The organism is Agrobacterium sp. LEGMi-208b, from assembly GCF_059511785.1.
In genome coordinates this window covers 370,473-393,749 of the sequence record NZ_CM183445.1, presented here as the reverse complement: position 1 = coordinate 393,749, position 23,277 = coordinate 370,473, and the positions used below count along the sequence as shown (strand labels likewise).

Genomic DNA, 23,277 nt, shown 5'->3' with positions numbered 1-23,277 from the left:
CAAGACCAATTGGAACGTCATGACTTCGCGAGCTCTGTTAAGGCAACATGATACTTACGCATCGCGTGCCGAGCATGTTCGAGTTGACGATTGAAGTCGTCGGTTGCTTGTTCGCTTACGCTATCAGCTCGCAACTCAAGAAAATTGCCATCAAAATGTAGGTTGAGAACGTCGCCGATCTTCCACCCCAGCCGTTCAATAATATCCTTCGGGATCGCAAGGCCTGCGTCTTCGCCGATCTTCGTAAGAGTTGTCTTCATGAAAATACTCCTTTTTAAATGGAGTATTGCATAATATTTTTACCGAATTTTTCGAGGCATTACTTTTCTTCCGGCACATAAACCTCCCATCCGCGCGGCGTCAGATGTTCCTGCGGATGATAGCGGGTCTTGTAGCCCATCTTTTCCGAACCATCGACCCAGTAGCCGAGATAGACATGCGGCAGGCCGAGCGCGCGGGTGCGGGTGATGTGATCGATGATCATGAAGGTGCCGAGCGAGCGCTTTTCGAGATCGGGATTGAAGAAGGAATAGACCATCGACAGCCCGTCGCTCATCACGTCGCTGAGCGCCACGGCCAGAAGCTCACCGCGTTTGCTGGAATCGATGCCGGAGCCGGGCTCGCGCACGCGATATTCGATGATGCGGGTGTTTACATGCGTGTCTTCCACCATGATCGCATAATCCAGCGCCGACATGTCGGACATGCCGCCCGACTGGTGGCGGTGGTCGAGATAGCGGCGAAACAGGGCGAATTGTTCGGTGGAAGGTTCGGCAGCGTGAACCGTGGCGACGACATCCCGGTTCGCGGCAAGAACGCGCCGCATCGATTTCGTCGGCTGAAACTGTTCGGTCAGGATGCGCACGGAGACACAGGCGCGGCAGTTTTCGCAGGCCGGGCGATAGGCGATGTTCTGCGAGCGCCTGAAACCGCCCTGGGTCAGAAGGTCGTTCATTTCCGAGGCGCGCGGGCCGACCAGATGGGTGAAGACCTTCCGCTCCATCTGGTTCGGCAGATAGGGGCAGGTGGCCGGCGCCGTAAGATAGAATTGAGGAGAGGGCGTCGCCTGCGTGTTCATCGAACCGTGATCGCCTCCTGCGTCTGTTATGAAAGCGCACCGCGATTTCACGGGGTTGGCGGCGGCGCTTCAAGCGACATGCATAATGTCACAGAATGGCAAAATGACGGAAAACGTCAACTGCGGGATGAGGTATTTGACGTGATGAAAGCCACGTTTCCGTGGCTTTCATCGATATCAGCGCGTTCTGACGATAACGGTGCCGAGCAGGAAGTCGTGAACGAGGCGCGAGCGCTCCGTAAACAGGCCTGCAAGCAGGATCAGCGGCGTCAAAACCGAGTTGATGACCCAGAAAAGCACGATGTGAACGGTCGACAGCAGGAAATCGATTCGCCGCCCGTCCATCCGCGCCATGGCTATTCCCATCGCCCGCATGCCGGGGGTCGCCTGCGAGGGGCCGCCGAGTGTCATGCCGAAATAAAGCACGGCAACGATGACGAACAGCGCCGGGTAGAGGAAGAAGCCAAGGCCGAGGGTAATCACGCCGAGGAAGAAGACGATCACTGCCGCCGGAATGCACAGCAGGAGAACGATCGCATAATCAATCAGGAATGCGAAGATCCGCCGGCTCAGGACGCCGCTATAGGCGCGCCAGTCATCCGGTGCGGCATAAGTGGGGTTCTGTTCGAGGCTCATCGGTCGTGTTCTCCTGAGAGGGTATGACAGCGCGGCATGAGTGCCGTGTCAGCAGACAATATGGGAAGAAAACGACCGAATACAATAAGTGCGGGCCTCAGCCTTTAGCGAGTTTGCGTGCGGCCTCGATGGCGAAATAGGTCAGGATGCCATCGCAGCCCGCACGCTTGAAACAGAGAAGCGTTTCCATCATCACCCGCTCGCCGTCGATCCAGCCGTTCATGGCGGCGGCCTTGATCTGGGTATATTCGCCGGACACCTGATAGGCGAAGGTCGGCAGGCCGAAATTCTCCTTCAGCCGCCAGCAGATGTCGAGATAGGGCAGGCCGGGCTTCACCATCAGCATATCGGCACCTTCCTCCACGTCGAGCGCTGCGTCGCGGATTGCCTCCATGCCGTTGGCAGGGCTGATGTAATAGCTGTTCTTGTCGCCCTTCAGCAGACCGGCCGTGGAGATGGCCTCGCGATAGGGACCGTAATAGCCGGAAGAGAATTTCGTCGCATAGGACATGATGCCGACATTCTGGTGCCCGGCGGCATCGAGACCGCGACGGATGGCGCCGATGCGGCCATCCATCATCTCTGATGGGGAAATAATGTCCGATCCGGCTTCCGCCTGCAGGATCGCCGCCTTGACGACCTGTTCCACGGTCTCGTCATTGACGATCTCGTCGCCGCGCAGAATGCCGTCATGTCCGTGGCTGGTGAAGGGATCGAGCGCGACATCGGTGATCATGCCGATATTGGGAACGGCTTTTTTGACGGCGATGGTCGCCTGATTGATGAGATTGTTGGCCTCAAGCGCGTTTGAGCCGGTCTCGTCTCGCAGCTCCATTTCGATATTCGGAAATGTCGCGATTGCCGGAATGCCGAGATCGGCGGCTTCCTTCGCCGCTTCCACCAGCCGGTCGACGCTCATGCGGTTGACGCCGGGCATGGCGGGAATGGGCTCGACAATATTGCTGCCGGGCACGATGAAGACCGGCCAGATGAGATCGTCGACAGTCAGGCGATTTTCCTGCACCAGACGGCGTGTCCAATCCGCCTTGCGATTGCGCCGCATGCGGCGATGACCGGTGATCTCGTCGACCAGATGCGTTTTGTCCTGCATGTCAGAATGTCCTTCGATCAAATTTGGAAAGCTGCATAACACAGAGGAGGCGCGATGCGAATGCGGCAATTTTCCTGCGCAATTTTCCTGCAATGGTGCTGGGGGACAATGCCTCTTGGCCGGGATGGATCAGCTGTCGGTGATGGCGGAAACGAGCTTGGGCCCAGCGGGACGACAGATGCAAAAACCCAAACTTGAACGGATCGCGACGCGGTTTGCCAACGCGCCCGGCATAACCGGACTTTCCCTGGCAATCGAGCAACCATCTACTGGTTTCTCATGGCGATGCGGCGTAGAGCGACAGCCCTACTTCATCGCCAGCATTACCAAATTGTTCACCACGGCTCTGATCATGCAGTTATGCGAAGAGCAGGTGCTTTCACTGGATACCCGCGCCGCTGATGTGCTCGGATGGGAGGTGATGTGTGGTCTCAATATTTACAAGGGACATGATTTCGGATCGAAGGTCACGATCGGTGACCTTCTGGCCCACACATCGGGCATTCCGGACTATTTCGAGGAGACGCAACCGGATGGACGCATTGTCCTTGCCGATCTTCTGGAGGCAGACAGGAGCTGGAGCTTCGATGAGCTCCTGTCGATCTGCCGGTCCATGAAGGGGCATTTTGCTCCCTCCACGCCGGGAAAGGCATTCTACAGCGACACCAACTATATGCTTTTGGGTCGCATCATCGAGGTCCTGTCCGGTTGCAGTTACGAAGATGCGCTGCGTGAGCGTCTGCTTGAGCCGCTGGCGTTGAAGGATACCTGGCTCTTTACGGCGGCGACACTCCACCGCTTCTGCGAGGTCACGGCGGTCATGTATCGAGACAGGCCTCTGTATACGCCGAGGGCCTTGTCCTCTTTTGCGGCCGAAGGCGCCATTGTCTCGACTATCTCGGACCAGATACGCTTCCTGCGCGCTTTCGTGACGGGAGAGCTGTTTCCCAAGGCAGGCTTGGCGAGGATGACGGCACGGTGGCACTCGATTTTTTCACCGTGGGTTCCTCTTTCTTATGGTGTGGGTGTCATGCGGTTCAGCATTCCACGCTGGCAGTCGCCCTTTTTTCCTGTCCCGGCGATGATTGGGCATTCCGGCGCCTTCGGCACGATGCTCTTTTATGTGCCGGATCGTGATCTTTATATTGCCGGAACCATAAACCAGATGGTGCCTCGCAGTCTTCCCTATCGCCTGCTTCTGGGTCTTGCCCTGGCCATTTAAGAAGGAACCGCCTGCGCGGTGCCCATATCGCCAAAACGTGCCGGCGCTCGGGGCACCCATTTGCGCAGCTTCGTTTGATTTCAGCGGGTTTGCCAGTCTGGCTGACGATGATGTTTTGACAAGGCAGGCGGCGGGATTCAATATGGACTGGTCGCCCGCCCACCGAGACCGTATCTTCCGGCCATGGAACCTGATTCTCAACCTTTGCCGAAACGCCCGCTTACGGAAATCCTCTTTCTGGTCTTCATGAGGCTGGTCGCGGTTTCCTGTTTCTGGTTCGGCCTGCAATATTGGGCAATGCTGACGGGCTATTCGCTTGGAGGCCATGGACGCTTCGATATGCTGAACCTGCCATGGCGCGTGGCGGGCACCGCGCTGGCGGTTATCTTCCCGGTCGCGGCTCTCGGTCTCTGGCTTGGCGCCTCCTGGGGCGCCGTCATGTGGGTCATGGGCGCGGGCGCGCAGATCGCCATGTACAAGGTGTGGCCGCATATCTTCGGCGCCAACACGCTGGTCCCCGTCATGCACGGCCTTGTGGCAACCATTTATATACTATTCCTGGTCGCTTTCTGGCTGGATCACCGCCAGAATGAAGAACGCGCAAGAATTGATTTACCATAAGAATAAAGCAATTCGGCCTGATTTGCGGCCATATTTCGCGGCTAAGCTATTGATTTGTAATGGGTGACGTTGAGCCGTTCCCGCTTCGCCACAAGTTGGGCCCTCCAGGGAAAATGCACGTAACCATTTGTTAATCGTAGCTTTTAAGTAGAATTTTATGCGCATTGATTAGGTTCTCACTCAAGGCGGGAGACAAACAAACACACCGCCAAACAAAACAGTGAGGCAGTCATGATCAATAGCAAAGTTAAGCCGCAGGCCGTTGTTGCCGATGCACATGAAGATACCATCCGCTCGCTCTACATGGAGTCGCTGCATCTGGTGGAGCGTCTCCACCGCCGCCTCCTCGATGTCATCAAGGATGAGTTCGACCGTCAGGGTCGCGATGACGTCAACGCCGTTCAGGCCCTGCTGCTGTTCAACATCGGCAATTCCGAACTGACGGCCGGCGAGCTTCGTTCGCGTGGTTATTACCTCGGCTCGAACGTCTCCTACAACGTCAAGAAGCTGGTCGACCTCGGTCTCATCAACCACCAGCGCTCGCGTGTCGACCGCCGCTCGGTCCGCATCAGCCTGACGGAAAAGGGCCAGGAAATCGCCGAAACGGTTGCCCGCCTTTATGAACGCCACGTCGGTTCGATCGAAAAGGTCGGCGGCATCGGCACCGGCGAGTTCTCCGAAATGAACAAGCTGCTGCAGCGCCTGGATCGCTTCTGGAACGACTCGATCGCTTACCGCCTGTAATACCGCGACGGTTTCACTGTTTAAGCCGGGGGCATCCTTTGCTCCCGGCTTGCGGATTCCGCGACGCGCGTTTTGCCTGTCAAGCCCGTCCCTTCGTCAAGCCTTCGCCCTGTTTCTCAGGCGAACAAAGCTTCGTGAGGTGAGGGCCGTGACACGAATCGGCCATATTGATATGGGACCGGCAAAGATGAAGGAGCCGGCTGTTTCTCCTGCTGTCGCGGCAAGTCCCGACTGTTCTGCCAGACAAGTGCGCCCAACCGATGGGTGCTGAGTATGACCAGCCGGCAGACACGTTGTACGTGTTTGTTAATCATATTGATTTAGGCATTGTTGAGAATGCCGAAGAGAGTGGCTGGTAGGTAGAATGACAAAGAAATCCGTTTCCGATTCCGTATCGCGCCGCGCGCTTCTGCGTTCGGCCGTTTCCGTTGGTGCAGCAGCACTTGCCGCGCCGGCCTTTGCGCAGGATGCGTTCAACGATCTCATGGGCTCTTCGCGCCGCGGCAACTGGGATGACCAGTTCGACGCCAATACGTCGCGTTCGGCCGTGGGCGTCGTTTCCAACAATCCGGTTCTCGGACGCGAAGCCCCTGTCTACATGCAGCAGGCGATCATGCAATATCAGCAGATCGTGCAGAATGGCGGCTGGCCGGAAGTGCCGGCGTCCCAGCAGCGTCTGCAGATTGGCGTCTCCGATCCTTCCGTGCAGGCGCTGCGTCAGCGACTGATGGTATCCGGCGACCTGCCGCGCGAAGCCGGCATTTCCAGCGCCTTCGATTCTTACGTCGATGGCGCGCTGAAGCGTTTCCAGGCCCGCCACGGCCTTCCGGCTGACGGCGTCAGCGGCGAATACACCACGAAGGCGCTCAATGTTTCCGCGCAGATCCGTCTGGCGCAGCTGCAGACCAACCTCGTGCGCATCCAGTCCATGTCCGGCGATCTCGGCCAGCGTCACCTGATGGTGAATATCCCGGCCGCCGCCATCGAAGCCGTTGAAAACGAACGCGTCGTGCTGCGCAACACCGCCGTCGTCGGCCGCGCCAGCCGCCCGACCCATGTGATCAATTCCAAGATTTACGAAGTCATCCTCAATCCCTACTGGACCGCGCCGCGCTCGATCGTCGAAAAGGACATCGTGCCGCTGATGCAGAAGGATCCGACCTATCTGGAGCGCAATAACATCCGCCTCATCGACGGCAAGGGACAGGAAGTCTCGCCGACCGCGGTCGACTGGTTCGCCCCGAAGGCCCCGAACCTGATGTTCCGTCAGGACCCCGGCAAGATCAACGCCATGTCGTCCACGAAGATCAACTTCCACAATCCGAACAACGAATATATGCACGACACGCCGCAGCAGGGCCTGTTCAACAAGCTGATGCGTTTCGAATCCTCCGGTTGCGTGCGCGTGCAGAACGTGCGCGACCTGACGAGCTGGCTGCTGCGCGACACGCCCGGCTGGTCGCGTCAGGAAATGGAACGCGTCATCGCCACCCGGGTTAACACGCCGATCAAGCTGGCGCAGGAAGTGCCTGTCTATTTCGTCTACATCACCGCATGGTCGGCGAAGGACGGCGTGGTGCAGTTCCGCGACGATATCTACGGCAAGGACGGCAATGCCGAGCTGGCGCTCAACACCACGTCAGGCATGGAGCAGCCGGCCGGTGCGGTGGACGACGATCTGCTGCCGCGCAACTGATAGGGCTTAGCCGTCAGTTTTTCACCCCGGCTGGATGCCAGCGCTCCACCGGGTGCGGCGTGGTCCTCATATGCCGTCACCCCGGACTTGATCCGGGGTCCAGTGCGATCAAGTCCTTGATCGCGAAAAACTCCCTTCACGGCGCAGACGCGCCGTGGCTGGATGCCGGATCTAGTCCGGCATGACGGGAGAAAAGGTCGTAGCCTTTACTCGTAATTCTGGTCTTTCCCGACGGACGCGGCTTTTTTCTCGTCTCACCGCTGCTTTCATAAAAACATCTGTCGTTTTTTGTCGCAACGTCGCAGTTTGACGGGCAAATCTCGCTGCCCGTATTGCTCTTGTCGGGGCAGGGCGCTAAGACGCCATCGCATTACTGTTTCAGGAGCCTTCACCATGTCGAACACAGATGCTTTCTTCTCCCGTCCGCTTGCCGAAGTCGATCCGGATATTTTCGGCGCGATCGAGAAGGAACTGGGTCGCCAGCGCCACGAGATCGAACTGATCGCCTCGGAAAACATCGTTTCCCGCGCTGTGCTCGAAGCGCAGGGTTCGATCATGACCAACAAATATGCGGAAGGTTATCCGGGCAAGCGTTATTACGGCGGCTGCCAGTTCGTTGACATCGCTGAAGAACTCGCCATCGAGCGCGCCAAGAAGCTGTTCGGCGTCAACTTCGCCAACGTCCAGCCGAATTCCGGTTCGCAGATGAACCAGGCCGTGTTCCTCGCGCTCCTGCAGCCGGGCGATACCTTCATGGGTCTCGACCTCAACTCGGGCGGTCACCTGACGCATGGTTCGCCGGTCAACATGTCCGGCAAGTGGTTCAACGTCGTGTCCTACGGCGTGCGCGAAGGCGACAACCTTCTCGACATGGACGAAGTGGAGCGCAAAGCCAAGGAACACAAGCCGAAGCTCATTCTCGCCGGCGGCACCGCCTATTCGCGCGTCTGGGACTGGAAGCGTTTCCGCGAGATCGCCGATGAAGTTGGCGCTTACCTGATGGTCGATATGGCCCACATCGCCGGTCTCGTCGCCGGTGACCAGCATCCGTCGCCGTTCCCGCATTGCCATGTTGCCACCACCACGACGCACAAGTCGCTGCGCGGCCCGCGTGGCGGCATGATCCTCACCAATGACGAGGATCTGGCGAAGAAGTTCAACTCGGCCGTATTCCCCGGCCTGCAGGGCGGCCCGCTGATGCATGTTATCGCCGCCAAGGCCGTTGCCTTCGGTGAAGCGCTGAAGCCGGAATTCAAGGACTATGCCGCGCAGGTCGTCAAGAACGCCAAGGCACTGGCCGAAACCCTGATCGAAGGCGGTCTGGATGTCGTTTCCGGCGGCACCGACAACCACCTGATGCTGGTCGACCTTCGCAAGAAGAACGCCACCGGCAAGCGTGCGGAAGCAGCCCTCGGCCGCGCCTACATCACCTGCAACAAGAACGGCATTCCTTTCGACCCGGAAAAGCCTTTCGTCACCTCCGGTGTCCGTCTCGGCACGCCGGCAGGCACGACGCGCGGTTTCAAGGAAGCGGAATTCCGCGAAATCGGCAAGCTGATCGTCGAGGTTCTCGATGGTCTGAAGGTTGCCAATTCGGATGAGGGCAATGCCGCCGTCGAAGCTGCTGTGCGTGAAAAGGTCGTCGGCCTGACCGACCGTTTCCCGATGTATCCGTACATGTAAGGACAAGAGACGATGCGCTGCCCATTTTGCGGTTCCGAAGACACACAGGTCAAGGACTCGCGTCCGGCGGAGGACAACACCTCCATCCGTCGGCGGCGCATCTGCCCCGATTGCGGCGGCCGCTTCACGACCTATGAGCGCGTGCAACTGCGCGAGCTGATGGTCATCAAAAAAAGCGGCCGCAAGCTGCCTTTCGACCGGGAAAAGCTGGTGCGCTCCTTCGAGATCGCGCTGCGCAAGCGCCCGGTCGATCGCGACCGGATCGAGCGGGCCGTGTCAGGTATTGCCCGTCGTCTCGAAAGCTCCGGCGAGACGGAAATTCCCTCGGAAGAAATCGGTCTGCAGGTTCTGGAAGCGCTGAAGAGCCTCGATGACGTGGCCTTCGTGCGTTATGCCTCGGTCTATCGCGATTTCAGCCATGCCGAGGATTTTGAAAACGTGATTGCCGAAATCAACGCCAAGATCGCCCGTGATACGGATGGTGGAGCATAGATGTGACGAGCCGTGCCGATGACGAAAGATTCATGGCGCGGGCCATCGAGGTTTCGCTTCGCCACCAGGGCCAGACGCTGACCAACCCCTCGGTCGGCTGTGTTCTCGTCAAGGACGGGCAAATCATTGCCGAAGCCGTAACCGCCATTGGCGGCCGGCCGCATGCCGAACGGCAAGCGCTGGAAATCGCCGGCGAGGCGGCGCGCGGTGCTACCGCTTATGTGACACTTGAACCCTGTTCCCACTGGGGCAAGACCCCGCCCTGCGCCAATGCGCTGGTGGAATATGGTGTCGCCCGTGTCGTGGTGGCGGTGGACGATCCGGATGAGCGCGTTTCGGGCCGCGGTTATTCGATTTTACGCGATGCCGGCATCGTCGTGGAAACCGGTCTGCTGCGCGATGAGGGCAAGAGGGCGCTTGCCGGTTACCTCACACGCCAGATGAAAAAACGTCCGCATGTGATTCTGAAGCTTGCTGTTTCCGCCGATGGCATGATTGGCCGGGAAGGCGAGGGGCAGGTGGCGATCACCGGTCCCGAGGCTCGCCATGCCGTGCATGAGCTGCGAGCGCGTTGCGATTGCATTCTTGTCGGTATTCGCACTGCGATCGCGGATGATCCGGAATTGACGGTGCGCATTGCCGGCATGGAGAGCCGCTCGCCGGTGCGGATCGTGCTGGATCGGCAGTTTGAGTTGCCGCTGACGTCGAAGCTGGTGCGGAGTGCGCGTAAAGTTCCGGTAGTGGTTGCCGCTTTACCCCCCTCTGCCCTGCCGGGCATCTCCCCCTCAAGGGGGGAGATCGATGGAGCGTCGGTCCTTCCGGCATCGACCTTCAGAGAGGGTGGACCGGGGTCGCTATTTGAACGAGGGGATAGCCCCTTGCTGATCTCCCCCCTTGAGGGGGAGATGCCCGGCAGGGCAGAGGGGGGTAACCCCGACCACCGCCGCCAACTCCTCACCAACGCCGGCGTCCAGATCCTCGAAGCCCCGTCGCTCGAAAACCTCCTGCACATCCTCGCCGAAAGCGGCATGTCGGAACTTCTGGTCGAAGGCGGCGCCTTTGCCGCAAAATCATTCCTTGAAGCGGGGCTGGTGGACCGTATCATGCTGTTCGAAAGCCCTGTCGTGATCGGTGAAGGCGGCATTGAAACGCCGCTTCGCCGTGCCGATATCACGGGCGATTATGCTTTGGTCAGCGAGATAGCCTATGGGCCGGATCGCTGCTTCGATTATGAAAGGCCGATTTGATGTTTACCGGAATTGTCACCGATGTCGGAACCGTGTCCGAGCTGGAAGCGCTGCCGGAGGGTGTCCGCCTGCGCGTGGCGACCAATTACGATCCGAAGACCATCGATATGGGCGCCTCGATCTCCCATGGCGGCGTGTGCCTGACGGTGACGAAGCTGCCGGAAGATGGCAGCAATGAGCGCTGGTACGAGGTCGAGGCCTGGGAGGAGGCGCTGCGCCTGACAACGATCGCAGGCTGGCAGAAGGGTACGCATGTCAATCTGGAGCGGGCGCTCAAGATCGGCGACGAGCTCGGCGGCCACATCGTCTCCGGCCATGTCGATGGCAGGGCGGAAATCCTGTCGGTCGAATCGGAAGGTGAGGCGGTGCGCATTCGCCTGCGCGCACCGGAGCATCTGGCGAAATTCGTTGCCCCCAAGGGCTCCGTGGCGCTCGATGGCACCTCGCTCACCGTCAATGCCGTTGAAGGCACCGATTTCGACGTGCTGCTGATCCGTCACACACTTGCCGTCACCACCTGGGGTGAACGCCAGCCGGGTGATTTCGTCAATTTCGAGGTCGATACGATGGCCCGTTATGCCGCAAGGCTTGCGGAGTTTCCGTCTGCGTAAGCTGAGAAGGCTCGGCGCTTTATTGTGTTCGCGGACTCTTCCTTCTCCCGTCATTCCGGCCTTGAGCCGGAATCCAGCCAGCCTAAGTCCTTGGGCTGAAACAACTCTTCTCGCCGCGCAGACGCGCGTCGGCTGGATGCCGGATCAAGTCCGGCATGACGGAGGAGGAGCCGCGAGTTTGATCTTATTCGGTGTCGGTCGCCGCCACACTTCCGGTCGAACGTGGAAGGTTATACAGATATCGCTCGGTCGCCTGAAATCGACTGCTGGCCAAACGGGGTAGGGGAATTACATCATGCCGTCTTTTGAATTGCTGACAGCCTTTTTCATCACCACCGCTTTGTTTGCCTATATTCCCGGCCCGGCCATGCTTTATGCGGCCGCGCAAACCATGGCGCGTGGCCGGTTTGCCGGCTTGATGGCGGTGCTCGGTATCCATGTCGGCTGCTATTTCCACATCTTCGCGGCGGCTGCCGGTCTCTCGGTGCTGTTTCAGGCGGTGCCGTGGCTTTACCTCGCGGTGAAGCTGTGTGGCGCGCTTTATCTCATCTGGCTCGGTTTTTCGATGCTGCGCAGCAAGATGGAAGGCGAGGCTGTCAATCTGACCATCGAGCCGAAATCGGCGCGTCGGGCTTTCATCGACAGCATTATCGTCGATGTGCTCAATCCGAAAACCGCCCTGTTCTTTTTGGCTTTCCTGCCGCAATTCGTCGATCCGGCGGCCGCCTTTCCGGTCTGGCTGCAGTTCCTGATCCTCGGCGTCGCCGTCAATTTCATTTTCTCCTCCGCCGATCTCGTCGGCGTGCTTCTGGCGGGCGCCATGGTCGGGCGTTTGAAAAGGTCCAGTGCCGTGCAGGCACTGGCCCGCCGCGCCGCCGGAACGGTATTGATGGGACTTGGCGTGCATCTGGCTTTTCAGAAAAGCTGATTTTTCAGCCTTGCCGCACAGACATTCAGCCTTGCAGCAGCCCGTGCAAACGGGTCATGCTGCGCGGGCAATGCATGAAAATACTTGCCAAAAACGGCCAGCCGTGGTTTGACCGCCGCAAATGCCGGTATGATCCGGCGTAAAGCTTTTCGGGAAAATCCCCAGGAACCCTCACATGTCCAAACCCCATCTTCTTATCGTGGAAGCACGTTTTTATGACGATATGGCGGATGCCCTTCTCGAAGGCGCGAAGTTCGCGCTCGATGAGGCCGGTGCCACCTATGACGTCATCACTGTTCCGGGCGCGCTGGAAATCCCCGCCGCAATCGCCATGGCGCTCGATGGTGCAGACAATGACGGTACCGAATATGACGGTTTCGTCGCGCTCGGCATGGTCATTCGCGGCGAGACCTATCACTTCGATATCGTCTCCAACGAATCCTCCCGCGCCCTGATGGATCTCGCCGTCAGCGAATCGCTGCCGATCGGCAACGGCATCCTCACCGTCGAAAATGACGAGCAAGCCTGGGCGCGCGTGCGCCGCTCCGACAAGGACAAGGGCGGTTTTGCTGCCCGCGCGGCGCTCACCATGATCGAGCTGAAAAAGAAACTGGGTGGCTGAACGCATGTCGGATGTTGAAAACGGCGGCGAACCGCGCCAGCCTTCGGTAAAGCCCGCCAACCAGCGTGGCGCGGCCCGTCTTGCGGCCGTGCAGGCGCTTTACCAGATGGATGTCGGCGGAACCGGCGTGATGGAAGTCGTTGCCGAATATGAGGCGCACCGTCTCGGCCAGGAAGTCGATGGTGACACCTATCTGAAGGCCGATCCTTCGTGGTTCCGTTCGATCGTCTCGGGCGTCGTGCGCGACCAGACGAAGATCGACCCGCTGGTGCGCTCCGCCCTTCTGGAAGACTGGCCGTTGTCGCGTCTCGATGCCACCGTGCGCGCTATCCTGCGTGCCGGCACCTTCGAGATTCTCGAGCGCAAGGACGTGCCGGTTGCCGTCATCGTCACGGAATATGTCGAAATCGCCCGCGCTTTCTTCGAACATGACGAGCCCAAGCTGGTGAATGCGGTTCTGGACCGCATCGCCAAGCAGGTGCGCGGCGAGGCAAAACGCTAATAACAGGCAGGTGAGGAAGAGATGAGCGCGGTTTCCGTCCCCGGACTAGAGGTTCAACTGGACGAGGCGAAGCGCAACGTCTTTCTCCTCACCATGGCGCAGGCGATCATGGGATCGGCCGCGCCTTTGAGCTTCTCGGTCGGCGCGCTCGCGGGTTATCAGCTGCTCGGCGCCGACAAGTCGCTCGCGACGGCGCCGCTCACCGGCTTCAATATCGGCGTGGCACTCGGCGCCATCTGCGTTGCGGCTGCATCCCGTTTCCTGGGCCGCAAGGCCGGCTTCATGGTCGGCGCGCTGATGTGCTCCATCGGCGGCGGCATCGCCGCCGTCGCGCTCTTCCGCTCGGATTTCTGGCTGTTTGCCATCGGCCTGTTGCTGATCGGCATTTCCGGCGGCTTCACGCAGAAAATCCGCTTTGCAGCGGCCGACGCATCGCCGTCCTTTTACAAGCCTAAGGCAATCTCATGGATTCTGGCGGGCGGCATCATCTCCGCCATTGTTGGGCCACAACTGGCGATTCTCGGCAAGGACCTGCTTGCGCCGGTCACTTTTGCCGGCGCATTCATCGCGCTGGTGCCGCTCGGTCTCGTCTCGATCGCCATTCTGTCATTCCTGAAACTGCCCGACCCGAAGGCGGCGTCCGCCCATACGGAAGCGGTGAGACCCCTGTCGGAAATCGTCCGCACCCAGCGATTCGTTACCGGCATGATCTGCGGCATAGGCTCTTACGCCTTGATGACCTTCATGATGACGGGCGCGCCGCTCGCCATGGTGATTGGTTGCGGCTTCCCCACGGAACTCGCCACGCTCGGCATCCAGTGGCACGTTCTGGCCATGTTCGCTCCGAGCTTCTTCACCGGCATGCTGATTTCCCGATTCGGCGCGGAAAAAATCGTCGCGGCTGGTCTCATCGTGTTGATGGCCTGCGCCGTCGTCGCCCATATGGGCATAGAATTGTGGAATTTCTGGGCGGCGCTCATTCTGCTCGGGCTTGGCTGGAATTTCGGCTTCATCGGCGCAACCGCCATCATCACCTCCAGCTACCGCCCGCATGAGGCGGACAAGGTGCAGGGCTTCCACGATATCGTGCTGTTCGGCACGGTGGCGCTGTCGTCCTTTTCGTCCGGCAAGGTGTTCACGGCCTGGGGCTGGTCGGTGATGAACCTCGTCATCTGGCCGGTTGCGGGGCTTTGCCTTGTGCTTGTCCTCTCCCTGCTTCTGACAAGGCGCAAAAAAGCCGCCTGAGTCGCGCGCCGCACTCTACCCCTTTCAAGTTTCAGGCAAATTTGTGGGCTTGACGCGAGACCTCGCGCCAACGCAATCTCCGTGCGAGGACATTTTTCCTTGGGAGGGGAACAAATGCCCAATAGGGGATTTCGGACAGGCCGTCCGTCTCCCTCTGCACATGGTTCGCCGCGCCGGGGAGGGAGTGAGACCCGGCCTTTTGGGAGGTAAGTGCGCATGACCGTAATACCCATAGTAATTTTATGCGGTGTCCTGTCCGTGGTTTACGCGGTATGGGCGACCAAGAGCGTTCTTGATGCCGATCAGGGCAATGAGCGCATGCGTGAAATAGCAGGTTATATCCGTGAAGGTGCGCAAGCTTATCTCACCCGTCAGTATCTCACCATCGCCATCGTCGGCCTGATCGTCGCCGTTCTGGCCTGGTATCTTCTCTCATCCATGGCCGCCATCGGTTTCCTGGTCGGCGCGGTGCTGTCGGGCGTTGCCGGCTTCGTCGGCATGCATGTGTCCGTGCGCGCAAACCTGCGCACCGCGCAGGCCGCCTCGCACAGCCTGTCCGCCGGTCTCGACATCGCCTTCAAGTCGGGCGCCATCACCGGCATGCTGGTGGCCGGCCTCGCGCTGCTTGGCGTCTCGATCTATTATTACATTCTCACCGCGGTGATGGGCCATCCGGCCGGCTCGCGTGAGGTGATCGATGCGCTGGTGTCGCTCGGTTTCGGCGCGTCGCTGATTTCCATCTTCGCCCGTCTCGGCGGCGGCATCTTTACCAAGGGCGCCGATGTCGGCGGCGATCTCGTCGGCAAGGTCGAGGCCGGCATTCCCGAGGACGACCCGCGTAACCCCGCAACCATCGCCGACAATGTCGGCGACAACGTCGGCGACTGCGCCGGCATGGCGGCCGATCTTTTCGAGACCTATGCCGTTTCCGTGGTCGCCACCATGGTTCTCGCCGCGATCTTCTTTGCCGGAACACCGGTGCTGGAAAGCGCCATGGTCTATCCGCTGGCGATCTGCGGCGCCTGCATCCTGACCTCGATTGCCGGTACCTTCTTCGTAAAGCTCGGCACCAATAATTCCATCATGGGCGCGCTTTATAAGGGCCTCATTGCCACCGGTGTCTTCTCGGTGGTGGGCCTTGCGGTTGCCACCTATGCGACGATAGGCTGGGGAACGATCGGCACCGTCGCCGGAATGGAGATCACCGGCACCAACCTCTTCTTCTGCGGATTGGTCGGCCTCGTCGTCACGGCGCTGATCGTCGTCATCACCGAATATTATACCGGCACCAACAAGCGTCCGGTCAACTCCATCGCCCAGGCGTCGGTTACCGGCCATGGCACCAACGTCATCCAGGGCCTTGCGGTTTCGCTGGAATCGACGGCGCTGCCGGCCATCGTCATCGTCGGCGGCATCATCGGAACCTACCAGCTCGGCGGCCTGTTCGGCACCGGCATCGCGGTCACCGCCATGCTCGGCCTTGCCGGCATGATCGTGGCGCTCGACGCCTTCGGTCCGGTGACGGATAATGCCGGCGGCATCGCCGAAATGGCCGGCCTCGATCCGGATGTGCGCAAGGCGACCGACGCGCTGGATGCCGTCGGCAACACCACCAAGGCCGTCACCAAGGGTTATGCCATCGGTTCGGCCGGTCTCGGCGCGCTGGTGCTGTTCGCGGCCTATTCCAACGACCTGTCCTATTTCGCCGCCAATGGTGATACCTATCCCTACTTCAAGGACATAGGCGAGATCTCCTTCAGCCTCGCCAACCCCTACGTGGTTGCCGGCCTGCTGTTCGGCGGCCTTATCCCCTATCTCTTCGGCGGTATCGCCATGACGGCCGTTGGCAAGGCGGCGGGCTCGATCGTCGAGGAGGTGCGCCGCCAGTTCCGCGAAAAGCCGGGTATCATGGCCGGAACGGAAAAGCCCGATTACGGCAAGGCCGTGGATTTGCTGACCCGCGCGGCAATCAAGGAGATGGTCATCCCGTCGCTCCTGCCGGTTCTGGCGCCGCTCGTTGTCTATTTCGGCGTTCTGCTGATCTCGGGTTCCAAGGCGTCGGCCTTCGCAGCACTCGGTGCATCGCTGCTCGGCGTCATCATCAACGGCCTGTTCGTGGCAATTTCCATGACGTCAGGCGGCGGCGCTTGGGATAATGCCAAGAAAAGCTTCGAGGACGGTTTTATCGACAAGGACGGCGTGCGCCACGTCAAGGGTTCGGACGCCCACAAGGCTTCGGTGACGGGCGATACGGTCGGCGATCCCTACAAGGATACCGCCGGTCCCGCCGTCAACCCGGCCATCAAGATCACCAACATCGTGGCGCTGCTGCTGCTGGCGGTTCTTGCCCATTGAGGACATGCGGCATTGAGGGACAAAAAAAGCCCGGGGAGCGATCCCCGGGCCTTTGAATTTTCCACTCTCTCCGACGTTACGGGGTGTTGTCGCCCGAGCCGAGAATGCTCTTGGCGATGTTGGCGCCGGAGGTGCCGCCGGAAAGCAGCTGCTGCAGGAAGGTCAAATCCTTGCCGCCGGTCGGCGTGGTGCGCGAAATCGTGTCGAAGACCTTGCCGTCCTGCAGCGTGTAATTGGCCTTGCGCTCGATCACGCCGTCCTTGTTGAAATAGATCGCGAGAATGTTCTGTTCGACCAGCGCCGGCTTCATGAAGGCGGCGCGGCGCACGCGCTTCTGCGAGATGTAATAGAACACCTCGTTGCCGAAGGTCGCGGTGGTGGAGGGTGTGCCCATGGTCAGCAGAACCTGCTCGCGGCTCGAACCTTCCGGGATCAGCTGGAGCGACTGCTCGTCCATGACGTAGCCGTTATGGAAGACATCGGTGGTGCTGCTGCAGGCGGAAAGCAGGCCGGATGCGAGCACGATTGCGATGGCGGTCTTGCTCAGAATTTTGCCGTGACTTGCGGATTTCTGCTTGCTCAACTGCTTTTCCCCGACTGCGATCATGAATGGCACCTTCCGGCATTGCGTGGTGCACAGTGTCTGTGCACATGATTGTGTCAATCCGGGGACGGAAAACCCCGATCACTCCCCAAATTCAATGCTTTCCCGGTCTTTTGGAACGCCTCCGTTTCTCTTCGACTGTTTCAGGCGAAAGACGAACGTGACCGTGACAGCATTGCAATTCGTGGATGCTTCGGTAAACCAGCTTTGACGATCATGCAACAAGTGCGATGGGCGGTAAGCGCATTCACCCGTCCCGTTCGGAAAAAAAACGATGATATTCGGGCTGTTCAGACAGAAAAACAACAATCGCGCCATAGTCGACCGGCAATATGCGACCTTGACGGCGGCCGCGCGCACGCCCGGCTTTTATCTCGATCTGGGTGTTCCCGATACCGTCATGGGCCGTTTCGAGATGCTTTCGGTCATCATGATTCTCTATTTCCGCCGCACCAAATCATCCGGTGTCAGCGGGCAGGAGATCGCCCAGGAGATCGTCGATGCCTTTTTCCAGGATCTCGATCACTCCATCCGCGAACTGGGGATAGGCGATCAGGGTGTGCCGAAACGCATGAAGAAATTCGCCGGCATGTTCTATGGGCGGCTTGAATCCTATGCGGCGGCGCTGGATGCTTCCGACCGCGCCGCTCTTGCCGCAGCGCTCCGGCGCAATATATATCCGCAGGTAGATGACGAGGCTCCCGGGATGGAAGGGCTGGCGGGCTGGATGATGGAAACATCGCAAGCCCTTGCCGCCCAGTCCGAAGAGACGATAGCAACCGGAAGCCTGACGCTGCCCCTGCCTGGACAATGAGGTTCACGATGAACGCGCGACACCCCGCAAATGACGACCTGCCTTTTTCCTACCCCGTAAAGGTAGGCCATATTTCCGCCAATCCCGTCAGGATTGGTCTCGAAGCCAGTGCCGAGGAACTGAAGGCGCTGGCGAAATTCTGGGATGTGGCCTCCGTCGAATATCTCAAGGCGGAACTGCAGGTTTCCCGCTGGAAGAAGGATGGCGTGAAGGTCAAGGGCGAGGTGCATGCGGCGGTCACGCAATCCTGCGTCGTCACGCTGGAACCGGTCTCGAGCAAGATCGACGAGGCCATCGAGCAGATTTTCGTTCCGGAAGGTTCGAAACTGGCGCGAATGGTCACCAATGAGGAAGGCGAGATCGTACTTGATCCTGATGGACCCGATATTCCCGAACAGTTTACCGGCGACAGCATTGATGTCGGCGCTGTGGTTGCCGAATTTGCGGCGCTCGCGATCGATCCCTATCCTCGCAAGCCGGATGCGGAATTTCCCGAAACGGCCGACACGAAGCCCGAGGAAGAGAAGCGTCCATCGCCTTTTGCCGTGCTGAAAGATTGGAAAAAAGACTGAATGGCCCGACCGGGCTGAAATAATTTTATTGTAACAAGGGCCGGAAAAGGTATTTTCGCGCAAAACCGCCTGAGTGGCGGCAAGAAGGATAAGGGACGAGTGATCAGAATTGCAATTGACGTCATGGGTGGCGATTTCGGCCCAGATGTTGCCATACCCGGTGCCGCCAAGGCGCTTGAACGGCACAACGATGTAACTTTTCTGCTCTATGGGCAGAAGAGCAAATGCGAGCCCATTCTGGCACAATATCCCGCACTTCGGGAAAAATCGGTCTTTCACGATTGTGAAGTCTCGGTCAGCATGGATGAGAAGCCGAGCCAGGCGCTGCGCCGTGGCCGCTATGTTTCCAGCATGTGGCGCGCCATCGAGGCCGTGAAGCTTGGCGAGGCGGATGTCGCCGTTTCCGCCGGCAATACCGGTGCACTGATGGCCATGGCGAAATTCTGTTTGCGCACCATGGCGCGGGTGGAACGCCCGGCAATCGCCGGCATCTGGCCGACGCTGAAGGGCGAGAGCATTGTTCTGGATATCGGCGCGACGATTGGCGCCGATTCCCAGCAGCTTCTCGATTTCGCCCTGATGGGTGGTGCCATGGCGCGCGCGCTTTTCGATATCGACCGCCCGACCGTCGGCCTGCTGAATGTCGGCGTTGAGGAGGTCAAGGGCCAGGAAGAGGTGCGCGAGGCCGGACGGCTGATCCGCGAGGCCGATCTCGGTACCATCGATTATCGCGGTTTCGTTGAAGGCGACGATATCGGCAAGGGCACGGTGGATGTGGTGGTGACCGAAGGTTTCACCGGCAACATCGCGCTCAAAGCCGCCGAAGGCACGGCGCGCCAGATCACGACGCTTTTGCGCGAAGCGATCTCCCGCAGCTTCTTCGCCAAGATCGGTTATGTCCTGGCGAAAAGCGCATTCGATGTGCTCAGGGAGAAGATGGACCCGCGCAAGGTCAATGGCGGCGTGTTTCTGGGTCTCAACGGCATTGTCATCAAGAGCCATGGCGGCACGGATGCCATCGGTTTTGCCTCCGCCGTCGATGTCGGCTACGACATGGTCCACAACGGCCTGACGGCCAAGATTGAAAATGATCTGAAGATTTACCACGCAAGACGGCTTCCGCCCCCGGCGCCCGAAGCTCTCGTGGCTGACGAGGAATAAGGGAATGATCCGCTCTATAGTCCGTGGTTTCGGGGCAGCGCTGCCGAAGCGTGTCATGACCAACAGCGAAATCGAAGGTGTCGTCGAGACGTCAGACGAATGGATCGTGCAGCGCACGGGCATCAGGCAGCGCTACATCGCCGGCGAAGGTGAAACCACCGCGTCTCTCGGCGAGGCCGCCGCGCGTGCAGCGCTCGACAATGCCGGTCTCACGCCCGACGATATCGACCTCATCATTCTGGCCACCTCCACCCCGGACAATACCTTTCCGGCAACGGCGGTGAACATCCAGAACCGTCTCGGCATGACCCATGGTTTCGCCTTCGACATGCAGGCCGTCTGCTCCGGCTTCGTTTATGCCGTATCGACCGCCGATCTCTATATTCGCGGCGGCATGGCCAAGCGCGTTCTGGTGATCGGCTCCGAAACCTTCTCGCGCATTCTCGACTGGAAGGACCGCACCACCTGCGTTCTCTTCGGTGATGGCGCCGGCGCGCTGGTTCTGGAGGCCGGTGAAGGCGAGGGCACCTCTGCCGATCGCGGTATCCTGACCGCGCAGCTGCGTTCCGATGGCTCGCACAAGGAAAAGCTCTATGTCGATGGCGGGCCCTCCACGACAGGCACGGTCGGCCATCTGCGCATGGAAGGCCGGGAAGTGTTCAAACACGCCGTCGGCATGATCACCGACGTGATCGAACAGGCCTTCGAGGCGACGGGTACGACGTCGGATGATCTCGACTGGCTCGTTCCGCATCAGGCCAACAAGCGCATCATCGACGGTTCTGCGAAGAAGCTCAACATCGATCCGGAAAAGGTCGTTATCACCGTCGATCAGCACGGCAATACCTCGGCCGCTTCCATTCCGCTGGCGCTCGCCGTTGCCGCCGGTGACGGACGCATCAAGAAGGGCGATCTGGTGATGCTGGAGGCCATGGGCGGCGGTTTCACCTGGGGCGCGGTGCTGCTGCGCTGGTAATGGCGCATTCCCGCGTTTGACGGGGTGCGGGCGCAAAATCGGTTGTGTTTTTTTGCGCTCATACCCCGGCCAGATGCGCCCGAGTGGTGTGAGCCTGTGTCAAAACCGTATCAGTCGCTCTAAGCCCTTGCACTGATTGCCGAAAGCTCAAATGAATCTGGAACAATCCCTTGACCGGTCGCCACAAGGGAAATAATCTCGGCGGCTCCTAGAGAAGAGTTCAGACACGGTTTGCGGGGAAAAATGGCCGGGAAGACAGTGACACGCGCAGATCTTGCAGAATCTGTGTTTCGTAAAGTCGGGCTGTCCCGCACCGAATCCGCCGAACTGGTCGAGACGATCATCGACGAAATATGCAACGCGATCACCCGCGGCGAGGTCGTCAAGCTGTCGTCCTTCGCCACTTTCCAGATCCGGGAAAAGAACGAGCGTATCGGCCGCAACCCGAAAACGGGTGAGGAAGTTCCGATTTCCCCACGCCGCGTCATGACCTTCAAGGCCTCGAACGTGCTGAAGCAGCGCATTCTGAAGGCCCATACGGCCCGCAAGGCCAAGCAGAAGGGCCAGAAGGCCGGGACGTAATCTCTCTCTCAAGGTCCAGGCGACACGCCTTTTTTGCCGTATCGCAAGCCTTTTTCCCCATTCTTCTTGTGAACATACTTGAATTTCAACGTGCAAGCCGTTGAAATCCGGTCGACTCACATCATAATCAATTTTAGTGATTTGTATCTCGCCGCAACGGTGTCGGCGCGGAGTCTTAACCGACTTTGCGTGGTGTTTGACCGGTGAGTGAAAAGCGTTCTCGTTCAGTGTCCGGCCGGATGCATGGCGCTCCGGTTCGGATGGGAGTGGAAATTTGGATAAAAGCCCCGACGCGTTTCGGACGATCAGTGAAGTGGCGGATGAGCTGAACCTGCCCCAGCATGTGCTGCGTTTCTGGGAAACACGTTTTCCGCAGATCAAGCCGATGAAACGGGGCGGGGGCCGCCGTTATTACCGCCCTGACGATATCGATCTCCTGAAGGGCATTCGTCACCTTCTTTATGACCATGGTTACACCATCAAGGGCGTTCAGAAACTTCTGAAAGCCAATGGCAACCGCTTCGTGGCGGCAATCGCTTCCGGTGATCTCGCGACCATGGAAGCCATCATGGCGGCGAGCGGTGAAAAGGAAGTCGCCGAACCGCGCGTCGTCGATACCGATGGGGACGAGGTCGTCGGCCGCCCGAAGGCGAAGCCAAGCGGCCGTTTTTTCGGCTTCGGCGGCGGCAGCAGCGATGCCGAAATATCGGTCGGCAAGTCGAGCATCGGCAAGGACGATCAGGCGCTGTTGCAGGAAGCCCTGTTCGATCTGCTCGAATGCAAGCGGCTGCTCGATCAGGTTCGCTGACGGTTTATCCACAGCTCATTTGCGTGCCTTCCATTCTGAAATTCGAAAAAACAAGGCGTTAGGGCGTTTTCCCTTTTCCGGGAAAAGCGAAAACGCCAGGCAATGCCAACCTTTCGGAAACTCCTTTGGCCGATAATGCGGCTCCGTAAAAAGGAGTCCGATCGTGAGCAATCGAAAATCGACAGCACGACGCCGCACGGCGAAGAAGTCGGGTGGCGGCAGCGTTTGGCCCTGGGTGCTGATGCTGGGCGTCGTTGCCGGCGGCATTCAGGTTTACGAACATCGCGACAGTCTTCTGCCGCAGCGACATGTTGCGAAGGTGACATCTCCAGCCACGAATTCTCCGAAAGTTGCGACAGCGGCCAAGCGCGATTCCGTCACGCCGGAGAAAGTCGCATCCATTCGCCCCACATCGCCCATTCTGCCCGGCAATGGCCCGGTGCCGCCACGCCCGATCGCCATGCCGTCCGCCTCGCAGCCGAGCCAGGTCGCAGCTACCCTGCCGGAAACGCGCCCTTCGGTCGAAAAAATCTCGCTCGGTGAAAAAAGCGGTACGTTTGCCTTTTGCGGCCGTTCGGGTCTCAACAATTGCGTGGCCGATGGCAACACCTTCTGGATGAAGGGTGTGAAAATGCAGCTCGCCGGCATCGAAGTGCCCCAGATCGACCGGGCGCGCTGCATGGAAGAGCGCCAGCGCGGTTTCGTTGCGAAGGTCAGGCTTCGCGACATGCTGAATGCCGGCGCCTTCGATGTGGCGTCCTCCAGTGCTGCGGGCGGTCAAGCCACGGAAGGCAAACGGCTTTCGCGCTCGGGCGTATCCTTTGCCGATCAACTCGTGCGGGAAGGGCTCGCGCATCCGACATCGGCAAAAAATCAGTCCTGGTGTGGCTAGAGCTTTCTCGCTTTTCTTCGAAGCGTGAAAACGCTCCAGCTCTTTATTTGCCGCATTTCCGGACGGAAAACCGGG

General features: G+C 59.5%; 25 protein-coding genes. 20 read left to right on the top strand and 5 right to left on the bottom strand.

Annotated features, from left to right (window positions below):
* Positions 1-17 precede the first annotated feature (17 nt).
* The 4 genes from AC5YUO_RS01985 to hemB all read right to left on the bottom strand — a co-directional run bounded on the left by AC5YUO_RS01985 (position 18) and on the right by hemB (position 2,825).
* Positions 18-260, bottom strand: coding sequence for an AbrB/MazE/SpoVT family DNA-binding domain-containing protein (locus tag AC5YUO_RS01985; RefSeq protein ID WP_496154067.1), 243 nt, complete (start codon positions 258-260; stop codon positions 18-20).
* Positions 261-319: 59 nt separating this feature from the next.
* Positions 320-1,078, bottom strand: a complete 759-nt coding sequence (locus tag AC5YUO_RS01980; RefSeq protein WP_496154066.1) for an arginyltransferase — start codon at positions 1,076-1,078, stop codon at positions 320-322.
* A gap of 177 nt (positions 1,079-1,255) precedes the next feature.
* Entirely contained in the window at positions 1,256-1,714 is a 459-nt protein-coding gene (locus tag AC5YUO_RS01975) for an RDD family protein (RefSeq protein WP_400812064.1), read from the bottom strand.
* A gap of 97 nt (positions 1,715-1,811) precedes the next feature.
* On the bottom strand, positions 1,812-2,825 hold the full coding sequence (gene hemB, locus AC5YUO_RS01970) for a porphobilinogen synthase (RefSeq protein WP_269343950.1): 1,014 nt from the start codon (positions 2,823-2,825) through the stop codon (positions 1,812-1,814).
* A 124-nt stretch (positions 2,826-2,949) separates the two neighbouring features.
* Between hemB and AC5YUO_RS01965 the strand changes: the two genes are divergently transcribed.
* The 13 genes from AC5YUO_RS01965 (at position 2,950) to AC5YUO_RS01905 (ending at position 16,793) form a co-directional block, all read left to right on the top strand.
* Complete coding sequence (locus tag AC5YUO_RS01965) at positions 2,950-4,047, top strand: serine hydrolase domain-containing protein (protein WP_496154890.1); 1,098 nt, start codon at positions 2,950-2,952, stop codon at positions 4,045-4,047.
* Between the two features lie 183 nt (positions 4,048-4,230).
* Positions 4,231-4,668, top strand: coding sequence for a DUF6163 family protein (locus AC5YUO_RS01960; protein WP_400812066.1), 438 nt, complete (start codon positions 4,231-4,233; stop codon positions 4,666-4,668).
* Between the two features lie 234 nt (positions 4,669-4,902).
* A complete protein-coding gene (ldtR, locus tag AC5YUO_RS01955; RefSeq protein ID WP_026363448.1) occupies positions 4,903-5,412 on the top strand; it encodes a transcriptional regulator LdtR in 510 nt (169 codons plus the stop codon).
* 364 nt (positions 5,413-5,776) lie between these two features.
* Positions 5,777-7,108: a L,D-transpeptidase family protein gene (locus tag AC5YUO_RS01950; protein ID WP_496154065.1), complete on the top strand. Its 1,332-nt coding sequence runs from the start codon at positions 5,777-5,779 to the stop codon at positions 7,106-7,108.
* 393 nt (positions 7,109-7,501) lie between these two features.
* Entirely contained in the window at positions 7,502-8,791 is a 1,290-nt protein-coding gene (gene glyA / locus AC5YUO_RS01945; RefSeq protein ID WP_496154064.1) for a serine hydroxymethyltransferase, read from the top strand.
* A 12-nt stretch (positions 8,792-8,803) separates the two neighbouring features.
* Complete coding sequence (gene nrdR, locus AC5YUO_RS01940; RefSeq protein WP_003502218.1) at positions 8,804-9,283, top strand: transcriptional regulator NrdR; 480 nt, start codon at positions 8,804-8,806, stop codon at positions 9,281-9,283.
* A gap of 2 nt (positions 9,284-9,285) precedes the next feature.
* Positions 9,286-10,530, top strand: a complete 1,245-nt coding sequence (ribD, locus tag AC5YUO_RS01935; RefSeq protein ID WP_496154063.1) for a bifunctional diaminohydroxyphosphoribosylaminopyrimidine deaminase/5-amino-6-(5-phosphoribosylamino)uracil reductase RibD — start codon at positions 9,286-9,288, stop codon at positions 10,528-10,530.
* The gene (locus tag AC5YUO_RS01930) at positions 10,530-11,141 is read left to right on the top strand and encodes a riboflavin synthase (protein ID WP_496154062.1); all 612 of its coding nucleotides are present in this window, start codon (positions 10,530-10,532) and stop codon (positions 11,139-11,141) included. The genes ribD and AC5YUO_RS01930 overlap by 1 nt, the downstream gene beginning before the upstream one ends.
* A 295-nt stretch (positions 11,142-11,436) precedes the next feature.
* Complete coding sequence (locus AC5YUO_RS01925) at positions 11,437-12,069, top strand: LysE family translocator (protein WP_496154061.1); 633 nt, start codon at positions 11,437-11,439, stop codon at positions 12,067-12,069.
* A gap of 175 nt (positions 12,070-12,244) precedes the next feature.
* Entirely contained in the window at positions 12,245-12,691 is a 447-nt protein-coding gene (locus AC5YUO_RS01920) for a 6,7-dimethyl-8-ribityllumazine synthase (protein ID WP_020809943.1), read from the top strand.
* A gap of 4 nt (positions 12,692-12,695) precedes the next feature.
* The gene (gene nusB / locus AC5YUO_RS01915; RefSeq protein WP_010971444.1) at positions 12,696-13,193 is read left to right on the top strand and encodes a transcription antitermination factor NusB; all 498 of its coding nucleotides are present in this window, start codon (positions 12,696-12,698) and stop codon (positions 13,191-13,193) included.
* Between the two features lie 21 nt (positions 13,194-13,214).
* Positions 13,215-14,438: an MFS transporter gene (locus AC5YUO_RS01910; RefSeq protein WP_496154060.1), complete on the top strand. Its 1,224-nt coding sequence runs from the start codon at positions 13,215-13,217 to the stop codon at positions 14,436-14,438.
* Positions 14,439-14,654: 216 nt separating this feature from the next.
* On the top strand, positions 14,655-16,793 hold the full coding sequence (locus AC5YUO_RS01905; RefSeq protein ID WP_400812081.1) for a sodium-translocating pyrophosphatase: 2,139 nt from the start codon (positions 14,655-14,657) through the stop codon (positions 16,791-16,793).
* Positions 16,794-16,869: 76 nt separating this feature from the next.
* Here AC5YUO_RS01905 and AC5YUO_RS01900 read toward each other — a convergent pair whose 3' ends face one another.
* A complete protein-coding gene (locus AC5YUO_RS01900; RefSeq protein ID WP_400812082.1) occupies positions 16,870-17,400 on the bottom strand; it encodes an outer membrane protein assembly factor BamE in 531 nt (176 codons plus the stop codon).
* A 271-nt stretch (positions 17,401-17,671) separates the two neighbouring features.
* Between AC5YUO_RS01900 and AC5YUO_RS01895 the strand changes: the two genes are divergently transcribed.
* From AC5YUO_RS01895 to AC5YUO_RS01865, 7 genes are all read left to right on the top strand, one after another.
* A complete protein-coding gene (locus tag AC5YUO_RS01895; RefSeq protein ID WP_496154059.1) occupies positions 17,672-18,211 on the top strand; it encodes a ubiquinol-cytochrome C chaperone family protein in 540 nt (179 codons plus the stop codon).
* 8 nt (positions 18,212-18,219) lie between these two features.
* Entirely contained in the window at positions 18,220-18,783 is a 564-nt protein-coding gene (locus AC5YUO_RS01890; RefSeq protein ID WP_496154058.1) for a YceD family protein, read from the top strand.
* Between the two features lie 99 nt (positions 18,784-18,882).
* Positions 18,883-19,944: a phosphate acyltransferase PlsX gene (plsX, locus tag AC5YUO_RS01885; RefSeq protein WP_400812088.1), complete on the top strand. Its 1,062-nt coding sequence runs from the start codon at positions 18,883-18,885 to the stop codon at positions 19,942-19,944.
* Positions 19,945-19,948: 4 nt separating this feature from the next.
* A complete protein-coding gene (locus tag AC5YUO_RS01880; RefSeq protein WP_003520812.1) occupies positions 19,949-20,920 on the top strand; it encodes a beta-ketoacyl-ACP synthase III in 972 nt (323 codons plus the stop codon).
* 243 nt (positions 20,921-21,163) lie between these two features.
* Entirely contained in the window at positions 21,164-21,502 is a 339-nt protein-coding gene (locus AC5YUO_RS01875; protein WP_035260182.1) for an integration host factor subunit alpha, read from the top strand.
* Positions 21,503-21,776: 274 nt separating this feature from the next.
* Positions 21,777-22,310, top strand: coding sequence for a MerR family transcriptional regulator (locus AC5YUO_RS01870; RefSeq protein WP_400812090.1), 534 nt, complete (start codon positions 21,777-21,779; stop codon positions 22,308-22,310).
* A 163-nt stretch (positions 22,311-22,473) separates the two neighbouring features.
* Positions 22,474-23,202: a nuclease gene (locus AC5YUO_RS01865; RefSeq protein ID WP_496154057.1), complete on the top strand. Its 729-nt coding sequence runs from the start codon at positions 22,474-22,476 to the stop codon at positions 23,200-23,202.
* Positions 23,203-23,277: the final 75 nt, after the last annotated feature.